Genomic DNA, 17,841 nt, shown 5'->3' with positions numbered 1-17,841 from the left:
CGTCCACGCCGGCGCCCTCGGCTGGGTCGCGATGATCACCATCGGCTCGCTCTACCACCTGATTCCCAAGGTCTACGGGGTCGAGAAGATGCACAGCGTCGGCCTGATCAATGCGCACTTCTGGCTGGCCACCATCGGCACCGTGCTGTACATCGCCTCGATGTGGGTCAACGGCATCACCCAGGGCCTGATGTGGCGCGCGGTCAACGAGGACGGCACGCTGACCTACTCCTTCGTCGAGTCGCTGGTGGCCAGCCATCCGGGCTTCATCGTGCGCCTGGTCGGTGGCGGGTTCTTCCTCACCGGCATGCTGCTGATGAGCTACAACACCTGGCGCACGGTACGCCAGGCGCGCCCGGAAGGAATCCTCGCGGCGGCCCGCATGGCCTGAGCCGCGACAGCGCGTCCCTTCCCGAGCCTCGCCCGCCACGCTGCGGGCAAGGCTCGACAGCCGACGAGGAGAATCATCATGGAATTCAGCTGGAGCGAGATCCTGCTGGAACTGCTGGCGGTCGCCGTGCTGTTCTTCGGCGTGCATTGGAGCCTGCGCCACGCCAAGACCCTGGACCAGGCGAGCATGCTGCCGTTCGCCGACGACGAGGAGGTGGCCCGCCGAGTCGAGCGGGAAACCGGCAGGAGCCGCACCGGCTGCGGCTGTCCCGGCCGCTGCCAGGGCGACTGCCGGCACTGGGACAAGAACTGGCCGGCATGACGCCGGCCAGTCGCTTCAGGGCTTTATCTTCTTCAGCTCGTTGAGCAGTTCCAGCAACTGCGCGAGCTTTTCCTCGCCGAACCGCTCCTGGATGCGCTGGTAGTTCTTCTCCATGTCGCCGCTCATGGAGACGAAGCACTGCTGGCCCTTTTCCGTCAGGTTCACGTAGACCCGCCGCTGGTCCTTCGGCGCCTTCCAGCGCCGAACGATGCCGTCGCGCTCCAGGCGCGCCAGCACGCCGGTCATGCTCGGACGCAGGATGCAGGCCTGGTTGGCCAACTGGTAGCTCTCCATCTCGCCCTGCTGGCGCAGGATGCGGATCACCCGCCACTGCTGCTCGGTGAGGCCGTGCTGGTTGAGGGAGGGACGGAAGAAACTCATCGCGGCTTCGCGAGCCTGCAACAGGGTCAGGGTCAGGGAGGGTCTTGGCGTTGACATAGGGTCCGAGCTTGGATGACTGGTTTCGAAAGTGCAGAAGAGTAGCGGAAAAAACACAGGCTGCATGCGGGTATGCAGAAGGAAATCAACGGTTTCCGCCGTGCAGGGCCAAGCCCAGCGCGAGCAGGCTGCCGACGCCGCAGATGGCCATCACCAGCGCCATCGGCAGAACGCCGGGCAACGCCAGCCAGCCGACCGCCAGGCTGGCCAGGCAGCCGAGGCCGAACTGCCCGGACACCGCCACCGCCGAAGCCGCCCCGGCCTGTCCGGGATACAACGCCAGCAGGCTGGCGATGCAGTTGGCGCCGAGCAGGCCGGTGACGCTGACGAAGCACAGCAACCCAGGCACCAGCGCCCACAACCCGCCCCGCTCGCCGAGCGCCGCATAGCCGAGGAGGAACAGGCCGGACACGCAGGCCAGCAGGCTGCCGGCCCGCAGCAGCGGCCGCGGGCCGTGGCGGCGCACCAGACGCGCGCTGCACCAGGTGGCGAGCATCACGCCGAGGATGTTCAGGCCGAAGAACCAGCCGAAGCGCTCCGCGCGCACGCCGAAATGCTCGATGAACACGAAGGGCGCGGCGCTGATGTAGGCGAACATCCCGGCGAACGCCAGCCCCATGCACAGCACGTAGCCCAGCGCGCGACGGTCGCCGAGCAGCCGCCCATAGGCGAGAAAGGCCTGGGCCAGGCTGCCGCCGCGGCGCTCCGGCGGGTGGCTTTCGGCGACCTGCCAGACCGCCAGCAGGCAGAGCCCGGCGAACAGCGCCAGGACCACGAACAACGCGCGCCAGCCGGCCCACAGCATCAGGTAGCCGCCGAGCAGCGGCGCGGCCAGCGGTGCCAGCATGGTCACCATGTGCATCAATGCCAGCATCCGGGCGGCCTCGCCCAACGGATAGAGGTCGCGCACCATGGCCCGCGCCAGCACCGACGCGGCGCCGCCGCCGAGGGCCTGGAGCACCCTCAGCAGGACCAGTTGCCCCGCGCTGTCGGCCAGCGCGCAGGCCAGGCTGCTGAACAGGTACAAGGCGATACCGGCCAGCAGCACCGGGCGCCGGCCGAAACGGTCGGACAAGGGGCCGTAGAACAGCATGCCGACGCAGAAGCCGACCAGGAAGCCGCTGATGCTCCGCTGCACCTGGGCATCGCTGGCGCCGAGATCGGCGGCGATCGCCGGCAGGCTCGGCAGGTACATGTCGATCGACAGCGGGCCGAACGCCACCAGCGCCGACAACAGCAGCAACAGGCGTCGTTCGCCGCTTCCGACCTGAATCCTCGATGCACTCGCAGGCACGCTCGCACTCCTCTTCTTCGCCTTTCGGTCCAGACGACACCGCCGTGCACGCGGATGCAAGTTCGCCGTCCGGGAAATCCTCGCGCCGCGACCTCGTTCACCCTGCCGGCGCGCGGGGCCTGGCTCCTTTCGCGGGCCGACAACGTTAACAGATTAACGATGAACGAATAAACCAGAGGCTTCCTTTCCTCGAAGCGTGGTTCGCCTCGCCAACCTGGACAAGCCGTATTCGCAAGCCGAAAAGGCGCATGACAAGGAGCAGAATCCGGCGTGAGCTCCAAGTACATCGACCAGAATTTCATTAACAAATTAACAATATGTTAAAACTGCCCATGCAATCGGCGTCACCCAGACCGACAAAAACAACAACCAAGGGAAGAATCGATGAACACGGCTTGCCCCCGCCCGCACGCCTGGCGCAGCTATGCGCTTGGCCTCGGCCTCCTGCCCCTCGCCGCGCAAGCGGAATTCCTCGCGGACAGCAGCGCCCACCTCGACCTCCGCAACTTCTACCAGTTGCGCGACTACCGCCAGCACGATGCGCCCCAATCGCAGGCCGGCAACTGGTCGCAGGGCTTCGTCCTGCGCCTGCAATCCGGTTTCACCGACGGTCCGCTCGGCTTCGGCCTGGACGCTACCGGGCTGCTCGGCGTCAGGCTCGACTCGGGACGCGGGCGTAGCAACGATGGCACGCTGCCGTTCGGAGCGAACTCGAAGGAGCCGGTGGACGACTACAGTCACCTCGGCCTGACCGCCAAGCTGCGCTATTCGCAGACCCAGCTACAGGTCGGCATCCTCATGCCGCAACTGCCGGTGGCGTTCCGCGACGACGTGCGCCTGCTGCCGCAGACCTTCGACGGCGCGCTGCTGACCTCCAGCGAGATCGAGGGTCTCACCCTCACCGCGGGGCAATTGTGGAAGTCGCGCACTCGCGAGTCGGCCGGCAGCGACGACATGTACATCATGGGCCGCGACAAGGCCCACGCCAGCGACGAGTTCAATCTCGCCGGCGCGACCTACGCCTTCACCCCTCGGCTCAGCGCCAGCTATTACTACGGCCAGCTCAAGGACATCTACCAGCAGCACTACCTCGGCCTGCTGCACACCCTGCCGCTGGGCGAAGGGCTGTCGCTGCGCAGCGACCTGCGCTACTTCGACAGCGGCGAAGACGGCGCGGCGATCTCCGGGCCGGTGGACAATCGCAACCTCAACGCCATGCTCACCCTGCGCGCCGGCGCCCACGCCTTCGGCATCGGTGTCCAGAAGATGATCGGCAACGACGCCTTTCCGGTGCTCAACGGCTACACCACGCCCTACGTGGCCAACCTCATGGCCTACCAGACCTTCACCCGGCCGCAGGAGAAATCCTGGCAACTGCGCTACGACTACGACTTCGCCGGCCTCGGCCTGCCCGGCCTGAACCTCATGACCCGCTATGTACAGGGCCGCGACATCGACCGCGGCGCCGGCCGCGCCGACGACAGCGAATGGGAGCGCAACACCGACCTGTCCTACGTGATCCAGAGCGGACCGCTGAAGAGCGTCGCCTTGAAATGGCGCAACATCACCTACCGCAGCCGCTACGGTGCGGACCTGGACGAGAACCGCTTCATCGTCAATTACACGGTAAAGCTCTGGTGAAGCGCGGCCCCTTGGGGCCGCAGGCGCCTCAATCCTCGAGTCGCAGTTGCAAATGCTGCTTCTTGCCCAGGCTCAGGCGCAGCCCGTCGACCTCGCCCGCCAGCGGCGCGTCCGGATCGCTGACCGGCGTGCCGTCCAGGCGCAGGCCGCCGCCGGCGGCGAGGCGGCGGACCGCGCTGCGGGAGGGCTGGATCGCGTGTTCCAGCAGCAGGTCGGTCAGCGACAGACCCTGCGCCAGACGCGCGCGGGATAGCTTCATCAGCGGCAGGCCACTGTCCCGCGTGCCGTCGGCGAACACCCCGCGTGCGGCATCGACGGCGGAACGCGCGGCGTGCTCGCCGTGTGCCAGGGCGGTGGCGGCATTGGCCAGGACCACCTTCGCTTCGTTCAGCTCGGCGCCCTGCAAGGCGCCCAGGCGGCGCACCTCATCCATCGGCAGTTCGCTGAACAGGGCGAGGAAGCGACCGACATCGCGATCGTCGCAGTTGCGCCAGAACTGCCAGAAGTCGAACGGCGCCAGGCGCTCGGCGTTGAGCCATACCGCCCCCTGCGCCGACTTGCCCATCTTGCGCCCGTCGCTGGTGGCCAGCAGCGGCATGGTCAGGCCGAACAGCTGGGCGCCGCCCTGGCGTCGCGACAGCTCCACGCCGTTGATGATGTTCGCCCACTGGTCGGCGCCGCCGAGTTGCAGGGTGCAGCCGCGCCGGCGCGACAGTTCGACGAAGTCGTAGGCCTGCAGCAGGGTGTAGCCGAACTCGAGGAACGACAGCGAATGCTCGCGGTCCAGGCGCTGCCTGATGGCGTCGAAGGTCAGCAGGCGGTTGATCGAGAAGTGCCGGCCGACCCGGTCGAGGAACTCCAGGTAGCCGACGCCGTCCAGCCATTCGGCGTTGTTCACCAGGCTGTCGTCGCGCAGTTCGACGTAGCGCGAGAAGACCCGGGCGATGCCGTCGATGTTGGCCTGGATCTGCGCCTCGGTGAGGATCGGCCGGCTCGAATCGCGGAAGCTCGGATCGCCGATCCGGGTGGTCGCGCCACCGATCAGCAGCAACGGGCGGTGCCCGGCTTTCTGTAGCCAGCGCATCAGCATCAGGCCCTGCAGGTGGCCGACGTGCAGGCTGTCGGCGGTGGCGTCGAAGCCCAGGTAGGCGGTCGCCGGACCGGCGGCCAGGTGCGCGGCGAGGCCGTCGCGGTCGGTGCACTGGTGGACGAAGCCACGCTCTTCGAGCAGGGCGATCAGGTCTTGCTGATGGGTCGGGACGGACACGGGTATCTCCTTTGGCACGGTGGATGCCCGAGGAGACAGGTTGGGAGGGAGTTCACCGGACCGCCGCCTCGGGCGGTTCGGGAATGCAGCGACGCATCTACCGCCTCAATGAGGGAGCAGATAGGCGTAATAACGCTTGAGGGTCGGTGCTGCGCGATTCATGTGGGGCACTCTACCCACCTGCGCCCGGCTGTCAAGAACGCAAGCGTGGCGAAACGCCCCGCCGGCACAGGCGCATGAGATGAAGAGCCGGGGGAACAGGCATCACAATATTGCCCGAACGGTTTTCTGACGCCACGTCGCCAACTTCGAGAAACCCAACTTTAAGTAGGCTCCTTATTTAGTAGAGCTACTATGGAAAACCTATCAGAAAGACACTTGAAATTTTCTGAAAAGCCAAACATCCCCATATCCCAAGAATTAGCACAGGACATTGTAAAAACAATTCCCCAATCGGGCAGTGGTCCCGAAAAACCAATGACCAGCACCCGCCACACGCGTTATCAACGGTAACCGAAAAAACCAGGAAACATCCTATCGACAAAATAACGGCGCCATTCAAACCACAGCCAACAGCGAACTTCCACCCTATCAAACTCCTGCATTGACACCGCCGAAGGCCGCTCAGTAATTTTTAATAACCAGCCGCGAAAGTCCCTACCCAGAGCGGCTGGCAACCGATATCCAGTCTCCCTTCGCACAAACTTCCGGTTTATGCGAGACGGCCGGCTATCGCTCAAAACTCGATTGATGAAGGAATAGCGCCATGCAACTCGCCACGCTTCAGGAACTGAACCTCGATGAAATCGACCAGGTATCGGGCGCCGGACTCTTCAGCTTCGTCGGCGATGCCATCGTCGATGTGGTCAAGGTGTCCAACGACCTGCTCAACACGTCGGTCATCTCTTCGGTCGGCAAGGTGTTCAACGCCGTCGGCCTGACTCCCATCCATCAACTGGCCGACACCCTCGGCTACGGCGTGTTCAAGGGCGTCGCCGCGATCGGCGGCCTGCTCGGCGGCGACACCAGCCGCATCGATTACCACTACGACACCGAGTGGACCTGATCCCAGGACCTCGGCCCGCTCCCGTCGCGGAGCGGGCCTCCCCCGTCGCCGGAGGCCCGGACGCCCCCGGCGGCGACCAAGGACCCGGCAACCGGGAAGGGGCGACCAGCGCCCCGATCAGGAGAACCGCCATGCACGACCCCATCCAGCAAGCCGACACCTTCGTCGGCGATCCCGACCAGGAATCCGGCGGCCTGTCGCGCCGCGGCTTCCTCGGCAAGAGTGCCACGCTCGGCGCGGTCGGCCTGGTGGCCGGCTGGACCCCGGCCTTCGTCATCCAGCCCGCCGAAGCCGCCGCCAGCAGTTGTCCAGCGCCGGCAGGCTTTCCGGCCGGCCTCGAACTTTATCGGCGGGCGTTCCGCAACTGGTCGGGGGAAATCGCCGCCGACGACCTCTGGAGCTGCGCCCCGCGCACCAACGAAGAGGTTCTCGCGGTGGTCAACTGGGCCTGGCAGAACGGCTTCAAGGTGCGCCCGCGCGGCATGGGTCACAACTGGTCCCCGCTGCTGCTGAAAGGCGGCGAGAACTGCGAGAGCCGCATCGTGCTGGTGGAAACCAGCCGTTACCTGACCCGCGTACGGATCGACGCCCAGGGCGAGTTCGGCCTGTTCAGCGCGCAGACCGGCGTCACCATGGAAGCCCTGCTGAAACAACTGGAGCGGGTCAAGCTCGGCTTCGTCGCCACGCCGGCGCCGGGCGACCTGACCCTCGGCGGGGTGCTCGCCATCGACGGCCATGGCACCGGCATCCCGGCGCAGGGCGAAAGCCGCCTGCCGGGGCAGAGCTACGGCTCCCTGAGCAACAGCATCGTGGCGCTGACCGCGGTGGTCTGGGACGGCGCCGCCGGACAATACGTGCTGAAGACCTTCCGCCGCGACGATCCGGCCTGCGCGCCGTTCCTCGTCCACCTCGGACGCGCCTTCATCGTCGAGGCGACCCTCCAGGCCGGGGTCAACAAGCGCATGCGCTGCCAGAGCTACGTGAACATCCCGGCGAGCGAGATGTTCGCCGCGGCCGGCAGCGGCGGAAGGACCTTTGACAGCTTCCTGCAGAAGAGCGGACGCGCCGAGGCCATCTGGTTCCCCTTCACCGACAAGCCCTGGCTGAAGGTCTGGACGCCGACCCCGCGCTGCCCGTTCGGCGCCCGCGCGGTCAACGGCCCGTTCAACTACCCCTTCTCCGACAACATTCCCAAGGCGCTGTCCGACCTGCTGGCGGCGATCAACACCGGCCACCCGGAACTCACCCCGCTGCTCGGCAAGCTGCAGTACGACCTGGTAGTGGGCGGCATGGCGCTGACCCTGGGCTACGACCTGTGGGGCTGGAGCAAGGACCTGCTGCTGTACATCAAGCCCAGCACCCTGCGCGTCACCGCCAACGGCTACGCGGTGCTGACCCGGCGTCGCGACGTGCAGCGGGTGATCAACGAGTTCTACCTGCAGTACCGGACGATGGTCGCCGCCTACCGCGCCAACGGCCACTACCCCATGAACGGCCCGGTGGAGATTCGCGTCAGCGGGCTCGACCAGCCCGGCGAGTCGATCGTTCCCGGCGCCCAGGTGCCCAGCCTGTCGGCGATCCGTCCGCGCCCCGACCAACCGGAGTGGGACACGGCGATCTGGCTGGACATCCTCAGCCTGCCCGGTACCCCGCAGGCCAATGCCTTCTACCACGAGTTCGAGGCCTGGCTGTTCGACCACTTCAGCGGCGACTACGCCTCGCTGCGGGTGGAGTGGAGCAAGGGCTGGGGCTACAGCCCCGCCGCCGCCTGGGACGAGCCGACGGTGGTCGACCAGTTGGTGGCGCAGTCGCTACGCCAGGGCCTGGTCGCAGACAACGATTGGGACAGCGCGGTGCGCCAGTTGAACGAAGCCGATCCGCATCGGCTGTTCAGCTCGCCGCTGCTCGACCGGCTGATGCCATGAAATGCCGCTATGCGAGGCCGTACTGACTCGGACGAAGCGCGGTTGGCCGGAGCCGATATGAATGAGCCCTCGACACGGCGTTGACTTGTTCAACAGGTCTTATCGAGGTGTCGCACGAACCGGCCTTAATCATTCGCAAAGTTTACCCGGAGTGGCAAACCTTCATCCGCCGAATATTGAAACTCATTGTCAAACGAATTATCGAGCCCATGAAAAACCGCTAATCCTGGCAGTTCATCCCACTCTTTCGGATTAGCACCATCGAATGGCTTTCCAGACTCACGGGAAGCCTAAAGGAGATATATGAAATGAAAGAACTCAATGACATTGAAGTCACCTGCGTTTCGGGTGGAACTCTTTCCGGCATGATCGTAGGCGCCGTCGACGGCGCCGCGACGGGCATGGCAATCGGCGGAAAATGGGGCGGTGCCGGCGGCTTCGGCTTCGGCGCTCTTTCCCAGTTGGTCGGCCTGATCGTGCCAACCGCAATGGGCGCTATTGCCGGGGGCACGGTCGGTCTCTTCACCAATGCAGAGACGGCTGTCGGTTACTTGGGCCAGTACCGGGAAAACTTCGGTCCCGGTGATGTAGGCCGAACCACCATCTAATTAGAAAAATCGCACTCCGGCACTTCATGCGCTTGAACTTACGCAAGGGTGCCGGAGTGTCATGCAAGTGTTATTCGAATCCAGGATCCAGCCACCATGTTTCGCCAGGAAGCCCTCGACGCCCAGCACGCCGGCAGCCTCGGTCGGATTGTGCTGATCCGCCCGGTGTCCTTCGCCTTCCTCACCCTGCTGGCCACGGCGATGGCGCTGCTGGTGGTGGGCTTCTTCCTGTTCGGCAGCTACACCAAGCGCAGCACCGTCAGCGGCCAATTGGTTCCCGCCAGCGGCCAGGTCAAGGTGCACGCGCCGCAGGCCGGCATCGTGCTGCGCAAGTTCGTCCAGGAAGGCCAGGCGGTACGACGTGGCGAGCGCCTGATGGTGCTTTCCAGCGAACGCTACGGCAGCGATGCCGGCCCGGTGCAGGCCGGTATCAGCAGGCGCCTGGAACAACGCCGCGACTCCCTGCGCGACGAACTGGAAAAGCTTCGCCGCCTGCAAGACGACGAGCGCGATAGCCTGACCAGCAAGGTCGCCAGCCTGCAGCGCGAACTCACCACCCTCGCCGCCCAGACCGACAGCCAGCAACGCCTGCTGGCGCTGGCCAGCGACGCCGCCGCGCGCTACCAGGGGCTGATGGACAAGGGCTACATCTCCATGGACCAGTTGCAGCAGCGCCAGGCCGAGCTGCTCGGCCAGCGCCAGACCCTGCAAGGCCTGGAGCGCGAACGCACGTCGCTGCGGCAGCAGTTGACCGAGCGCCGCAACGAACTCGCCGGGCTTTCCGCGCGACAGGCCAACCAGCTCGCCGAAACCCGCCGCCAGCTCAGCGCGGTGGAGCAGGACCTGGCCGAAAGCGAAGCCAAGCGCACCTTGCTGGTCACCGCGCCGGAAAGCGGCATCGCCACCGCCGTGCTCGCCGAAGCCGGGCAGACCGTCGACAGCTCGCGTCCGCTGCTGAGCATCGTTCCCGCCGACACCCCGTTGCAGGCCGAACTCTACGCGCCGAGCAAGTCCATCGGCTTCATCCGGCCGGGCGACGCGGTGCTGATCCGCTACCAGGCCTATCCGTACCAGAAGTTCGGCCAGTACCACGGCAAGGTGCAGTCGATCTCCCGCGCCAGCGTCTCCTACGCCGAGCTTTCCAGCATGGTCGGCGGCGTACCGGGGCTCGGCCAGGATGGCGAGCAACTGTACCGGCTGCGGGTAACCCTCGACGACCAGGCGGTGACCGCCTACGGCCAGCCGCGTCCGCTGCAGAGCGGCATGCTGCTGGACGCCGACATCCTCCAGGACACCCGGCGCCTCTACGAATGGGTGCTGGAACCGCTCTACAGCCTGACCGGCAAACTCTAGGAACGACCCATGGCCTTTCTCGACGCTCTCGCCCTGCGCCTGGGCCGCCGCCTGCCGCTGGTGCTGCAGACCGAAGCCACCGAATGCGGCCTGGCCTGCCTGGCGATGATCGCCGGCTACCACGGCCACCATACCGGCCTGATGGAACTGCGCCGGCGCTTCTCGGTATCGCTCAAGGGCATCTCCCTCAAGCAACTGATCCAGACCGCCCACCGCCTCGGCCTGGGCACCCGCGCGGTGAAGCTCGACCTCGGCGACCTCGGCAAGCTCAAGCTGCCCTGCGTGCTGCACTGGAACTTCAACCACTTCGTCGTGCTCAAGGCGGTCGACGGGCGCGGCGCGGTGCTCCACGACCCCGCCCACGGCCAGCGCCGGCTGGGCCTGGAGGAAGTCTCGCGGAGCTTCACCGGGGTAGCCCTGGAACTCTGGCCGGAGAGCGGCTTCGAGAAACAGGAGGCACCGCCGCGGATCAAGCTGCTGGGCATGCTCGGCAAGGTCACCGGGCTGTACCGCTCGCTGGCCCAGGTGCTGCTGCTCGCCGGCGCGCTGGAAGTGTTCTCGCTGGTCAGTCCGTTCTTCCTGCAATGGACCATCGACAACGTCATCGTCAGCGAAGACCGCGACCTGCTCAGCACCCTGGCCATCGGCTTCGGCCTGTTGCTGCTGATGCAGCAGGCGGTCAGCGGGGTGCGCGCCTGGGTGATGATGCACATGAGCACCCTGCTCGGCGTGCAGTGGCAGGCCAACGTCTTCAGCCACCTGCTGCGGCTGCCCGCGCAGTATTTCGAGAAGCGCCACCTGGGCGACGTGGTGTCGCGCTTCGGCGCGGTGAACAGCATCCAGCAGACCCTCACCGCGGCCTTCCTCTCGGCGGTGCTGGACGGCCTGATGACCGTCGCCACCCTCGGTATGATGCTGCTCTACAGTCCGCCGCTGGCGGCCATCGCCATCGCCGCCATGAGCCTCTACGCCCTCGGCCGCTGGATCTGGTACCGGCCGTTGCGCAACGCCACCGAGGAGCAGATCGTCCACGCCGCGCGGCAGCAGAGCCACTTCCTCGAGACGGTGCGCGGCATCCGCCCGCTGAAGCTGTTCCAGCGCCAGGACGAGCGCCGCTCGGTATGGCTCGGCCTGCTGGTGGAACAGATCAACGCCGGCCTGCGTACGCAGAAGCTGCAACTGTTCTACCAGCAGCTCAACGGCCTGCTGTTCGGCGTGGAGAACCTGCTGGTGATCTGGCTCGGCGCGACCATGGTGATGGACGGCCAGTTCAGCGTCGGCATCCTGATGGCCTTCAACGCCTACAAGTCGCAGTTCGACAGCCGCGTCGGCAGCCTGATCGACAAGTTCTTCGAGCTGCGCATGCTCCAGTTGCAGGGCGAGCGCCTGGCCGACATCGTGCTCCAGGCCCCGGAGGTCAGCCACGGCGACATCCTCCCGGAGAACCTCCGCGAGCGCGAGGCGAGCATCGAGATCCAGGGCCTGCGCTACCGCTACGCGGAACAGGAGCCCTGGGTCCTCGACGGCCTCGACCTGCGCATCGCCGGCGGCGAGTCGGTGGCCATCGTCGGCCCCTCGGGCTGCGGCAAGAGCACCCTGTTCAATGTCCTGCTGGGCATCCTCCCGCCAGTGGAGGGACAGATCCGCATGGCCGGCCTGGACCTTGCGCAACTGGGCCTGGACGGCCTGCGCGAACTGGTCGGCACGGTGCTGCAGGACGACGTGCTGTTCGCCGGTTCGCTCAGCGACAACATCAGTTTCTTCGACCCGCAGCCGGACATGCCCTGGCTGCTGCAGTGCGCGCAGATGGCTGCCATCCACGATGACATCCAGGCCATGCCGATGGGCTACAACACCCTGGTCGGCGACATGGGCACGGTGCTCTCCGGCGGCCAGAAGCAGCGGGTGATGCTGGCCCGGGCGCTGTACAAGAAGCCGCGCATCCTGTTCCTCGACGAAGCCACCAGCCACCTCGACGTACACTGCGAACAGCGGGTCAACGCCGCCATTCGCGCGCTGCGCATCACCCGCATCATGGTCGCCCATCGGCCCGAGACCATCGCCTCGGCGGACCGCGTGATAGTCCTCGGCCAGGGCAAGGTAAGCCTCGACGAAAGCACCGCGCGCCTGGCCGAACGCCAGGCCGCCGCGGCGCGGGAGCAGGCCTGATGCGTGCCCTCGCCGGCCTGTTGTGCGGCCTGCTCGGCCTGGTTCCCGGCGCCGCCGCCTACGAGCCGGACGTGTTCGGCACCGCCGGACAGGTCGCCGCGCAGGCGGTCTACGACCTCGGCGGCAGCGGTTTGCCCTGCCGCGGCGGGCCGCCACCGACCGAGCTGAGCCTGGAGGAAGCCATCGAGCGGATCCTCTGCCACGACCCGCAGACCCGCCTCGCCTGGGCCAATGCCAAGGCCCAGGCGGCCCAGGTCGGGATCGGCAAGTCCGCCTACCTGCCGCGCCTGGACGGCCGCCTCGACGCCAGCCGCAGCGACAGTGACATCGACTACCGCGACGCGCCCTACCTCTCCGCCGACGGCCAGCGCCGCCGGCGCGGCGCCAGCCTCGAGTTGAGCTGGGTGCTGTTCGACTTCGGCCGCCGCAGCGCCGCCCTGCGCAACGCCCAGCAGTTGCTGCTGGCGGCCAACGCCAGCCAGGACGCGACCCTGCAGAACACCTTCGCCCTCGCCGCCCAGGCCTACTACGACGCCCTCGCCGCCCAGCGCAGCCTGGCCGCCTCGCGGCAGGTCGCGGAGCTGGCGGCGCAGAACCTGGAAGCCGCCGACGCCAAGTACCGGGCCGGCGCCGCCGCCCTTTCCGATCGCCTGCAGGCACAGACCGCGCTGTCCCAGGCGAGCCTCGCCCAGGTCCGCGACGAAGGCGCCCTGAGCAACGCCCTCGGCGTCATCGCCCTGCGCATGGGCCTGGCGCCGGATACCCCGCTGCGCCTCTCCGGCGAGCTGGAGGCGCAACCCGACACCGGCTTCGTCAAGGCCATCGACGAGATGCTCGCCGAAGCCCGCCGCGAGCATCCGGCGCTGCTCGCCGCCCAGGCGCGGCTGAAAGCCGCCGCCGCCTCGGTGGAGGAAAGCCGCGCCGCCGGCCGGCCGAGCCTGGCGCTGAGCGCCAACCTGGCACGCAGCCATAGCGACCAGGCGATGGCGTTCAACGGTGACACCCGCGAACGCGACCGCAGCATCGGCCTGCAACTGAACATCCCGTTGTTCGAAGGCTTCGAACGCACCTACCAGGTCCGCAATGCCCTGGCCCGCCGCGAAGCCAGCGAAGCGGAGCTGGCCGACACCGAGCAGCAGGTTTCGCTGGAGGTGTGGAACAACTACCAGTCGCTCAGCGTCGAGACCCGCAGCCTGGCGCGCACCCGCGAACTGGTCGAACAGTCGCGGCAAAGCCTGGAGGTGGTGCAGGGCCGCTACCGCTCAGGGGTCGGCAGCATGATCGAGCTGCTCAACGCCCTGACCGCCTACGCCAGCGCCGAGGACCAGCACATCCGCGCCCTCGGCAACTGGCAGACCTCGCGCCTGCGACTGGCGGCGAGCCTCGGCCGCCTGGGCTTCTGGAGCCTGCGCTGAAAAGCCCGGGAAGCGCCGCCGCGCTCTACCTCTCGCGCTTGTCCGGCTGGCCACCATCGCGCAGGATGCACCCAGCCCCCGCGACGAGAGACCGCATGATCGACGACATCCGCTACCTGATCGTATTCGCCAAGATCGCCGAGACCGGCTCCGTCTCCGGCGGCGCCGAAGCGCTGGGCCTGAGTGCCGCGACCGCCAGCCTGCACCTGTCCAGGCTGGAACGGAACCTGGGCCGTGCGCTGCTCTACCGCAACAGCCGCAAGCTGTCGCTGACCCAGGACGGCACGCAGTTGCTGGACACCGCCCGCTCCATGCTGGAACTCTACGAGAAGGGCGTCATCGAGTTCCGCCAGCGCGCCGTCTCGACCCGCAACAGCCTGCGCATCTCGATGCCCGCGGTGTTCGTCAACGGCGACTTCACCCGTCACCTGGCAGCCTTCATCGAGGAGCATCCCGACCTCGACCTCGGCGTCGCCTGCGACGACAGCCGCCACGACATCATCGGCGACGGCATCGACATCGCCTTCCGCATCGGCGACCTGCCGGACAGCTCGCTGAAGGCCCGTCACCTGTTCCTGCTGCCGCGCCAGGTAGTGGCGGCGCCGGCATTCCTGGCCCGGCACGCGCCGCTGGAACACCCGCGCGACCTGCAGCGGCTGGAATGGATCGGGCTCGGCATGCGCCCCGACAGCCGGCTATTCCGTCATGCGCGGGACGACGAGGAGGTACGCGTCGACTACACCCCGCGGGTGCGCGTCGACAGCGTCGAAGCCTCCTGCCGCCTGGCCCGCCTCGGCGTCGGCCTGGCCGCGCCGCCAACCTACCTGAGCGACGAGCCGATCCGCCGCGGCGAGTTGCGCGCGGTGCTGCCGGAATGGCGCCTGGAGCCGTTGAAGGTGTATGCGGTGTGGCCGCCCAACGTACCCGCCAGCAGCATCGCCTATACCCTCATCAATCGCCTCTACGAGGCCTTCAACCCGGGCTAGCGGCAAGCTGCAGGTAGAGCATGTAGCCGGCGGTCAGCACCAGGGTGCCGCCCATCGCCCGATTGAACAGGCGCACCCGCCGGGGGCTGTCGAGCAGCAGCGCCACGCGGTCGCCGAGCAGCGCCCAGGCGGCCAGCGAGAGGTAGCAGACCACCAGGTAGATGGCCATGAAGACCAGCAGCGGCGCGTGCGTGCTCGGGCTGGCGAACAAGGCCACGCCGGAAGCGCAGGCGATCCAGGCCTTGGGATTGAGCCATTGCAGGAGCACGCCCTGGAAGAACCCGGGGACCCCGTTTTCCTCAAGGGCCAGGCGTGGATCCGCGGTGGCGATGCGGTAGCCCACATGGGCGATGAACGCCGCGCCGGCCATCCCCAGGTAGTCGAAGAAGCGCGGGTAGGCCTCGATCGCGCGGACGAACCAGAAGCCGACGAAGGCCAGCAGCAGGACGAAACCGAGGGTGGCGCCGGTGACGAACGGCAGGGTCCGGCGCAAACCATGGTTGGCGCCGGAAGCGACGATGGTCAGGTTCACCGGACCGGGGGAAATCGACAGGCTCAGGGAGAACGCGCCCATGGCGAGCAGCAGGGCTAGCGGCATGGGTCGAACTCCCCGGTCGGGTTGCGGGCTGGCTGGTGCGGGGCGGGCATGGGTTTCCTCCGTAGGCTCCTGGCGGGGCGCGACCGAACGGGTTGCGCCGCTGCCCGGAACGCTACAGGGAAAGCCCACCGGCATTAACGGGGCAAGGCTCAAGGCTGGTTTTGATTTTCCGCGCTTGACGACCGCGCCGGCCGCCCCCGCACCTCAGTCGTCCGCCTGGCCCGGCATGCGGATGCCATGCCGGCGCACCCGCCGATACAGGGTCGCTCGCGAGATACCCAGTTCCCGCGCCGCGGCCATGGGTTTCCAGCGATGCCGCACGAGAGCGTCGAGCAGGGCGTCGCGCTCCGGACCGCCGCCGCTCTCGGAAGCACTGGCCGGTGTCCGGCCTTCGCCACGCAGCTCTGCCGGAAGGTCGGCGAGTTGCAGGGTGGCGCCGCCGCACAGCGCGCAGGCGTAGCGCAACACATGCCGCAACTGGCGGACATTGCCCGGCCAGCGATAGCCGAGCAGGCATTCCAGGGCTGCCTCGCCGAGTTCGATGCGTACGCCGCAGTGCGCGGTTTCCTCGTCGAGGATGCGCCGGATCAGCGCCAGCCGGTCGCTGCGTTCGCGTAGCGGCGGCAGTTCGAAGCGGGCGCCGCCGAGGCGGAAGTAGAGATCCTCGCGGAAGCCGCCGGCCGCCACCAGCGCCGCCAGGTCGCGGTGGGTGGCGCAGATCACCTGGATATCCACAGCCTGCCGGCGCGCAGCCCCCAGCGGCGCCACCTCGCCTTCGGCCAGCACGCGCAGCAGGCGGGTCTGCAGGCCCAGCGGCATGTCGCCGATCTCGTCGAGGAACAGGGTGCCGCCATCGGCCTGCTGCAGCAGGCCGCGCATCCCTTTCGCCGCCGCGCCGGTAAAGGCTCCGCCAACGTAGCCGAACAGCTCGCTCTCGATCAGGCTTTCGGGAATCGCCGCGCAGTTGAGCGCGACGAAGGGTTTGTCGCGACGGGCGCTGGCCTGGTGCAACTGGCGGGCGAAAACCTCCTTGCCGGCGCCGGTCTCGCCCTGGATCAGCACCGGCAGGTTGCGGTCCTTGACCCGCACCGCCAGGCGCAGGCTTTCGGCGATGCGCGGGTCGAGCGCAGCGTCGTCGGGCACCTCGCGCTCCAGCCGCCGCGCCTTCGCCCGCGGCGCGCTGAGACGCACGTGCAGCTCGCCGGCCTGGCCGCGCAGCAGGCACGGCGCCTGGTCGGCGGCGGCGTGCAGGGCGTCGAGGTCGAACACCTCGCCGATGTGGCTCGGCACCTGCCCCAGGCGCTGCCGCAGGTAGTGCCGCGCCGCCGGGTTCAACGCCAGCAGGCGCCCGTCGGCGTCCCAGGCGAACAGGTAGTCCGGCTGGCTGTCGACGTAGCCCGGCGCACGGTGCGCGCGCAGCACCCAATGGCCCTGGGCGCTGTGCATGAAGAAGGCGTTCTCGATTTCCCGCGCGCTCTGCGCCACCATCTGCCGGATCAGGTGCTGGCTGCGGCGGTCGTCCGGCGATTGCACGGCGGAAACGTCGAGCACACCGAGCAACTCGCCCTGCGGATCGAAGACCGGCGCCGCGGAACAGGTCAGGTCGATGAAGGCGGCGCGGAAGTGATCGCGCTTGTGCACCGTCACCGCAGTCCTGTCGGTGAGTACGGCGGCCACCCCGCAGGTGCCCTCCTCGCCTTCCGACCAGCAGGTGCCGAGGTACAGCCCGGCCTTGCGGCAGTCGTTGCGGATGGTCGACTCGACACGGTAGTCGATGGTCCGCCCCTGGGCATCGGTGAGCAGTACGCAGTAGTCGGCATCGCGCACCCGTCCATGCAGTCGCGCCACCTCTTCGCTGGCGATGCGCAGGAACAGTTCGGAACGCCCGCGACATTCGTCGAGGAGGGTCTGCGAGAGAATCCGCGGCCCTTGCAGGGACCCCGGGTCGAGACGGTGCTGCTCCATGGAGCGGCGCCAGGAGTCGAGGATCGGCGTCGGCACCGGCGCCTGCGGCAGGCGCGCGGCGTTCCTCAGGACACGGCTGACACAGTCCACATGGTCCTTCGAGTGTGCGGAAAGCATGGGGCCTCCGTTGCTCGGCATCTTGTTGTTGTGCCGCCCATTAAGCGCCCATCGGCGACCCTCGACAAGCGCCGGGCCGCCACAGCCGACGACTGAGACGGAGCGTCTCAGCGTCTCGCCGGGAACCCGTGCGCGATGACATGGGTTGTCTCGCCGGACGTCGCCCCGGCGGTCGCCGGCCTTCCCATGCCGGCGCTCTACGACGGGCCTTCCGGCCGCCACGCCGCAACCTGGCATCGGCCTTGCTCCAGCCACGGCGACGGCAGGGCGGACTGTCCGCTCCTCCC

Annotated in this window: 15 protein-coding genes; 10 read left to right on the top strand and 5 right to left on the bottom strand. The window is 67.6% G+C overall.

The genetic code is table 11. From position 1 onward, the window contains the following. Positions 1–391, top strand: a 391-nt coding sequence (locus HMPREF2886_RS31105) for a cbb3-type cytochrome c oxidase subunit I (RefSeq protein ID WP_177344473.1), incomplete at its 5' end; no start/stop codon positions are given. A 78-nt stretch (positions 392–469) separates the two neighbouring features. Further along, on the top strand, positions 470–712 hold the full coding sequence (locus HMPREF2886_RS31100) for a hypothetical protein (protein WP_003093468.1): 243 nt from the start codon (positions 470–472) through the stop codon (positions 710–712). Positions 713–727: 15 nt separating this feature from the next. On the opposite strand, the gene hpaR is transcribed toward HMPREF2886_RS31100, so the two are convergent. Together hpaR and HMPREF2886_RS31090 are read right to left on the bottom strand one after the other, a co-directional pair. Next, positions 728–1,150, bottom strand: coding sequence for a homoprotocatechuate degradation operon regulator HpaR (gene hpaR, locus HMPREF2886_RS31095; RefSeq protein WP_003093470.1), 423 nt, complete (start codon positions 1,148–1,150; stop codon positions 728–730). Between the two features lie 85 nt (positions 1,151–1,235). Beyond that, positions 1,236–2,444, bottom strand: coding sequence for a Bcr/CflA family multidrug efflux MFS transporter (locus HMPREF2886_RS31090; RefSeq protein ID WP_070749064.1), 1,209 nt, complete (start codon positions 2,442–2,444; stop codon positions 1,236–1,238). A gap of 384 nt (positions 2,445–2,828) precedes the next feature. Here HMPREF2886_RS31090 and HMPREF2886_RS31085 point away from each other — a divergent pair, with 384 nt between their 5' ends. Next, on the top strand, positions 2,829–4,085 hold the full coding sequence (locus HMPREF2886_RS31085) for an OprD family porin (protein WP_033977783.1): 1,257 nt from the start codon (positions 2,829–2,831) through the stop codon (positions 4,083–4,085). Positions 4,086–4,113: 28 nt separating this feature from the next. Here HMPREF2886_RS31085 and tyrS read toward each other — a convergent pair whose 3' ends face one another. Next, positions 4,114–5,352 carry a tyrosine--tRNA ligase gene (gene tyrS / locus HMPREF2886_RS31080; protein ID WP_070749062.1) on the bottom strand — a complete coding sequence of 413 codons (1,239 nt, stop codon included), beginning with the start codon at positions 5,350–5,352 and terminating at the stop codon, positions 4,114–4,116. A 766-nt stretch (positions 5,353–6,118) separates the two neighbouring features. Here tyrS and HMPREF2886_RS31075 point away from each other — a divergent pair. The 7 genes from HMPREF2886_RS31075 to HMPREF2886_RS31045 all read left to right on the top strand — a co-directional run bounded on the left by HMPREF2886_RS31075 (position 6,119) and on the right by HMPREF2886_RS31045 (position 14,874). Beyond that, entirely contained in the window at positions 6,119–6,418 is a 300-nt protein-coding gene (locus tag HMPREF2886_RS31075; RefSeq protein WP_033969548.1) for a hypothetical protein, read from the top strand. A gap of 131 nt (positions 6,419–6,549) precedes the next feature. Beyond that, positions 6,550–8,343: a cholesterol oxidase substrate-binding domain-containing protein gene (locus tag HMPREF2886_RS31070; RefSeq protein ID WP_070749060.1), complete on the top strand. Its 1,794-nt coding sequence runs from the start codon at positions 6,550–6,552 to the stop codon at positions 8,341–8,343. A 308-nt stretch (positions 8,344–8,651) separates the two neighbouring features. Continuing rightward, on the top strand, positions 8,652–8,951 hold the full coding sequence (locus HMPREF2886_RS31065) for a type I secretion effector TesG (RefSeq protein WP_003093484.1): 300 nt from the start codon (positions 8,652–8,654) through the stop codon (positions 8,949–8,951). 96 nt (positions 8,952–9,047) lie between these two features. After that, a complete protein-coding gene (locus HMPREF2886_RS31060; RefSeq protein ID WP_057388670.1) occupies positions 9,048–10,304 on the top strand; it encodes an HlyD family secretion protein in 1,257 nt (418 codons plus the stop codon). A 9-nt stretch (positions 10,305–10,313) separates the two neighbouring features. Continuing rightward, positions 10,314–12,473, top strand: coding sequence for a peptidase domain-containing ABC transporter (locus HMPREF2886_RS31055; RefSeq protein WP_033977789.1), 2,160 nt, complete (start codon positions 10,314–10,316; stop codon positions 12,471–12,473). Then, positions 12,473–13,888, top strand: a complete 1,416-nt coding sequence (locus HMPREF2886_RS31050) for a TolC family protein (RefSeq protein WP_033977790.1) — start codon at positions 12,473–12,475, stop codon at positions 13,886–13,888. The genes HMPREF2886_RS31055 and HMPREF2886_RS31050 overlap by 1 nt, the downstream gene beginning before the upstream one ends. Positions 13,889–13,983: 95 nt before the next feature. Then, positions 13,984–14,874, top strand: coding sequence for a LysR family transcriptional regulator (locus HMPREF2886_RS31045; protein WP_070749058.1), 891 nt, complete (start codon positions 13,984–13,986; stop codon positions 14,872–14,874). Here the strand turns inward: HMPREF2886_RS31045 and HMPREF2886_RS31040 are convergent. Then, a complete protein-coding gene (locus tag HMPREF2886_RS31040; RefSeq protein ID WP_033969541.1) occupies positions 14,861–15,472 on the bottom strand; it encodes a LysE family translocator in 612 nt (203 codons plus the stop codon). The two genes, HMPREF2886_RS31045 and HMPREF2886_RS31040, sit on opposite strands and share 14 nt — an antisense overlap. Before the next feature lie 204 nt (positions 15,473–15,676). Next, on the bottom strand, positions 15,677–17,554 hold the full coding sequence (locus HMPREF2886_RS31035; protein ID WP_033969540.1) for a sigma-54-dependent Fis family transcriptional regulator: 1,878 nt from the start codon (positions 17,552–17,554) through the stop codon (positions 15,677–15,679). Positions 17,555–17,841 lie beyond the last annotated feature (287 nt).

Origin of the sequence: Pseudomonas sp. HMSC066A08, assembly GCF_001813025.1 — a bacterium.
GTDB classification, from domain to species: domain Bacteria; phylum Pseudomonadota; class Gammaproteobacteria; order Pseudomonadales; family Pseudomonadaceae; genus Pseudomonas; species Pseudomonas aeruginosa.
Note: the sequence above shows the minus strand (reverse complement) of the source record. Positions and strands in the feature narration are given on the sequence as shown.

What these genes read in the sequence shown, in the direction of transcription:
- HMPREF2886_RS31070 (WP_070749060.1), top strand. Translation starts at nt 6,550, where the DNA reads ATGCACGACCCCATCCAGCAAGCCGACACCTTCGTCGGCGATCCCGAC.
- HMPREF2886_RS31100 (WP_003093468.1), top strand. Translation starts at nt 470, where the DNA reads ATGGAATTCAGCTGGAGCGAGATCCTGCTGGAACTGCTGGCGGTCGCC.
- HMPREF2886_RS31075 (WP_033969548.1), top strand. Translation starts at nt 6,119, where the DNA reads ATGCAACTCGCCACGCTTCAGGAACTGAACCTCGATGAAATCGACCAG.
- HMPREF2886_RS31045 (WP_070749058.1), top strand. Translation starts at nt 13,984, where the DNA reads ATGATCGACGACATCCGCTACCTGATCGTATTCGCCAAGATCGCCGAG.
- HMPREF2886_RS31035 (WP_033969540.1), bottom strand. Translation starts at nt 17,554, where the DNA reads ATGCTTTCCGCACACTCGAAGGACCATGTGGACTGTGTCAGCCGTGTC.
- HMPREF2886_RS31040 (WP_033969541.1), bottom strand. Translation starts at nt 15,472, where the DNA reads ATGCCGCTAGCCCTGCTGCTCGCCATGGGCGCGTTCTCCCTGAGCCTG.
- HMPREF2886_RS31060 (WP_057388670.1), top strand. Translation starts at nt 9,048, where the DNA reads ATGTTTCGCCAGGAAGCCCTCGACGCCCAGCACGCCGGCAGCCTCGGT.
- HMPREF2886_RS31065 (WP_003093484.1), top strand. Translation starts at nt 8,652, where the DNA reads ATGAAAGAACTCAATGACATTGAAGTCACCTGCGTTTCGGGTGGAACT.
- HMPREF2886_RS31085 (WP_033977783.1), top strand. Translation starts at nt 2,829, where the DNA reads ATGAACACGGCTTGCCCCCGCCCGCACGCCTGGCGCAGCTATGCGCTT.
- hpaR (WP_003093470.1), bottom strand. Translation starts at nt 1,150, where the DNA reads ATGTCAACGCCAAGACCCTCCCTGACCCTGACCCTGTTGCAGGCTCGC.
- HMPREF2886_RS31055 (WP_033977789.1), top strand. Translation starts at nt 10,314, where the DNA reads ATGGCCTTTCTCGACGCTCTCGCCCTGCGCCTGGGCCGCCGCCTGCCG.
- HMPREF2886_RS31050 (WP_033977790.1), top strand. Translation starts at nt 12,473, where the DNA reads ATGCGTGCCCTCGCCGGCCTGTTGTGCGGCCTGCTCGGCCTGGTTCCC.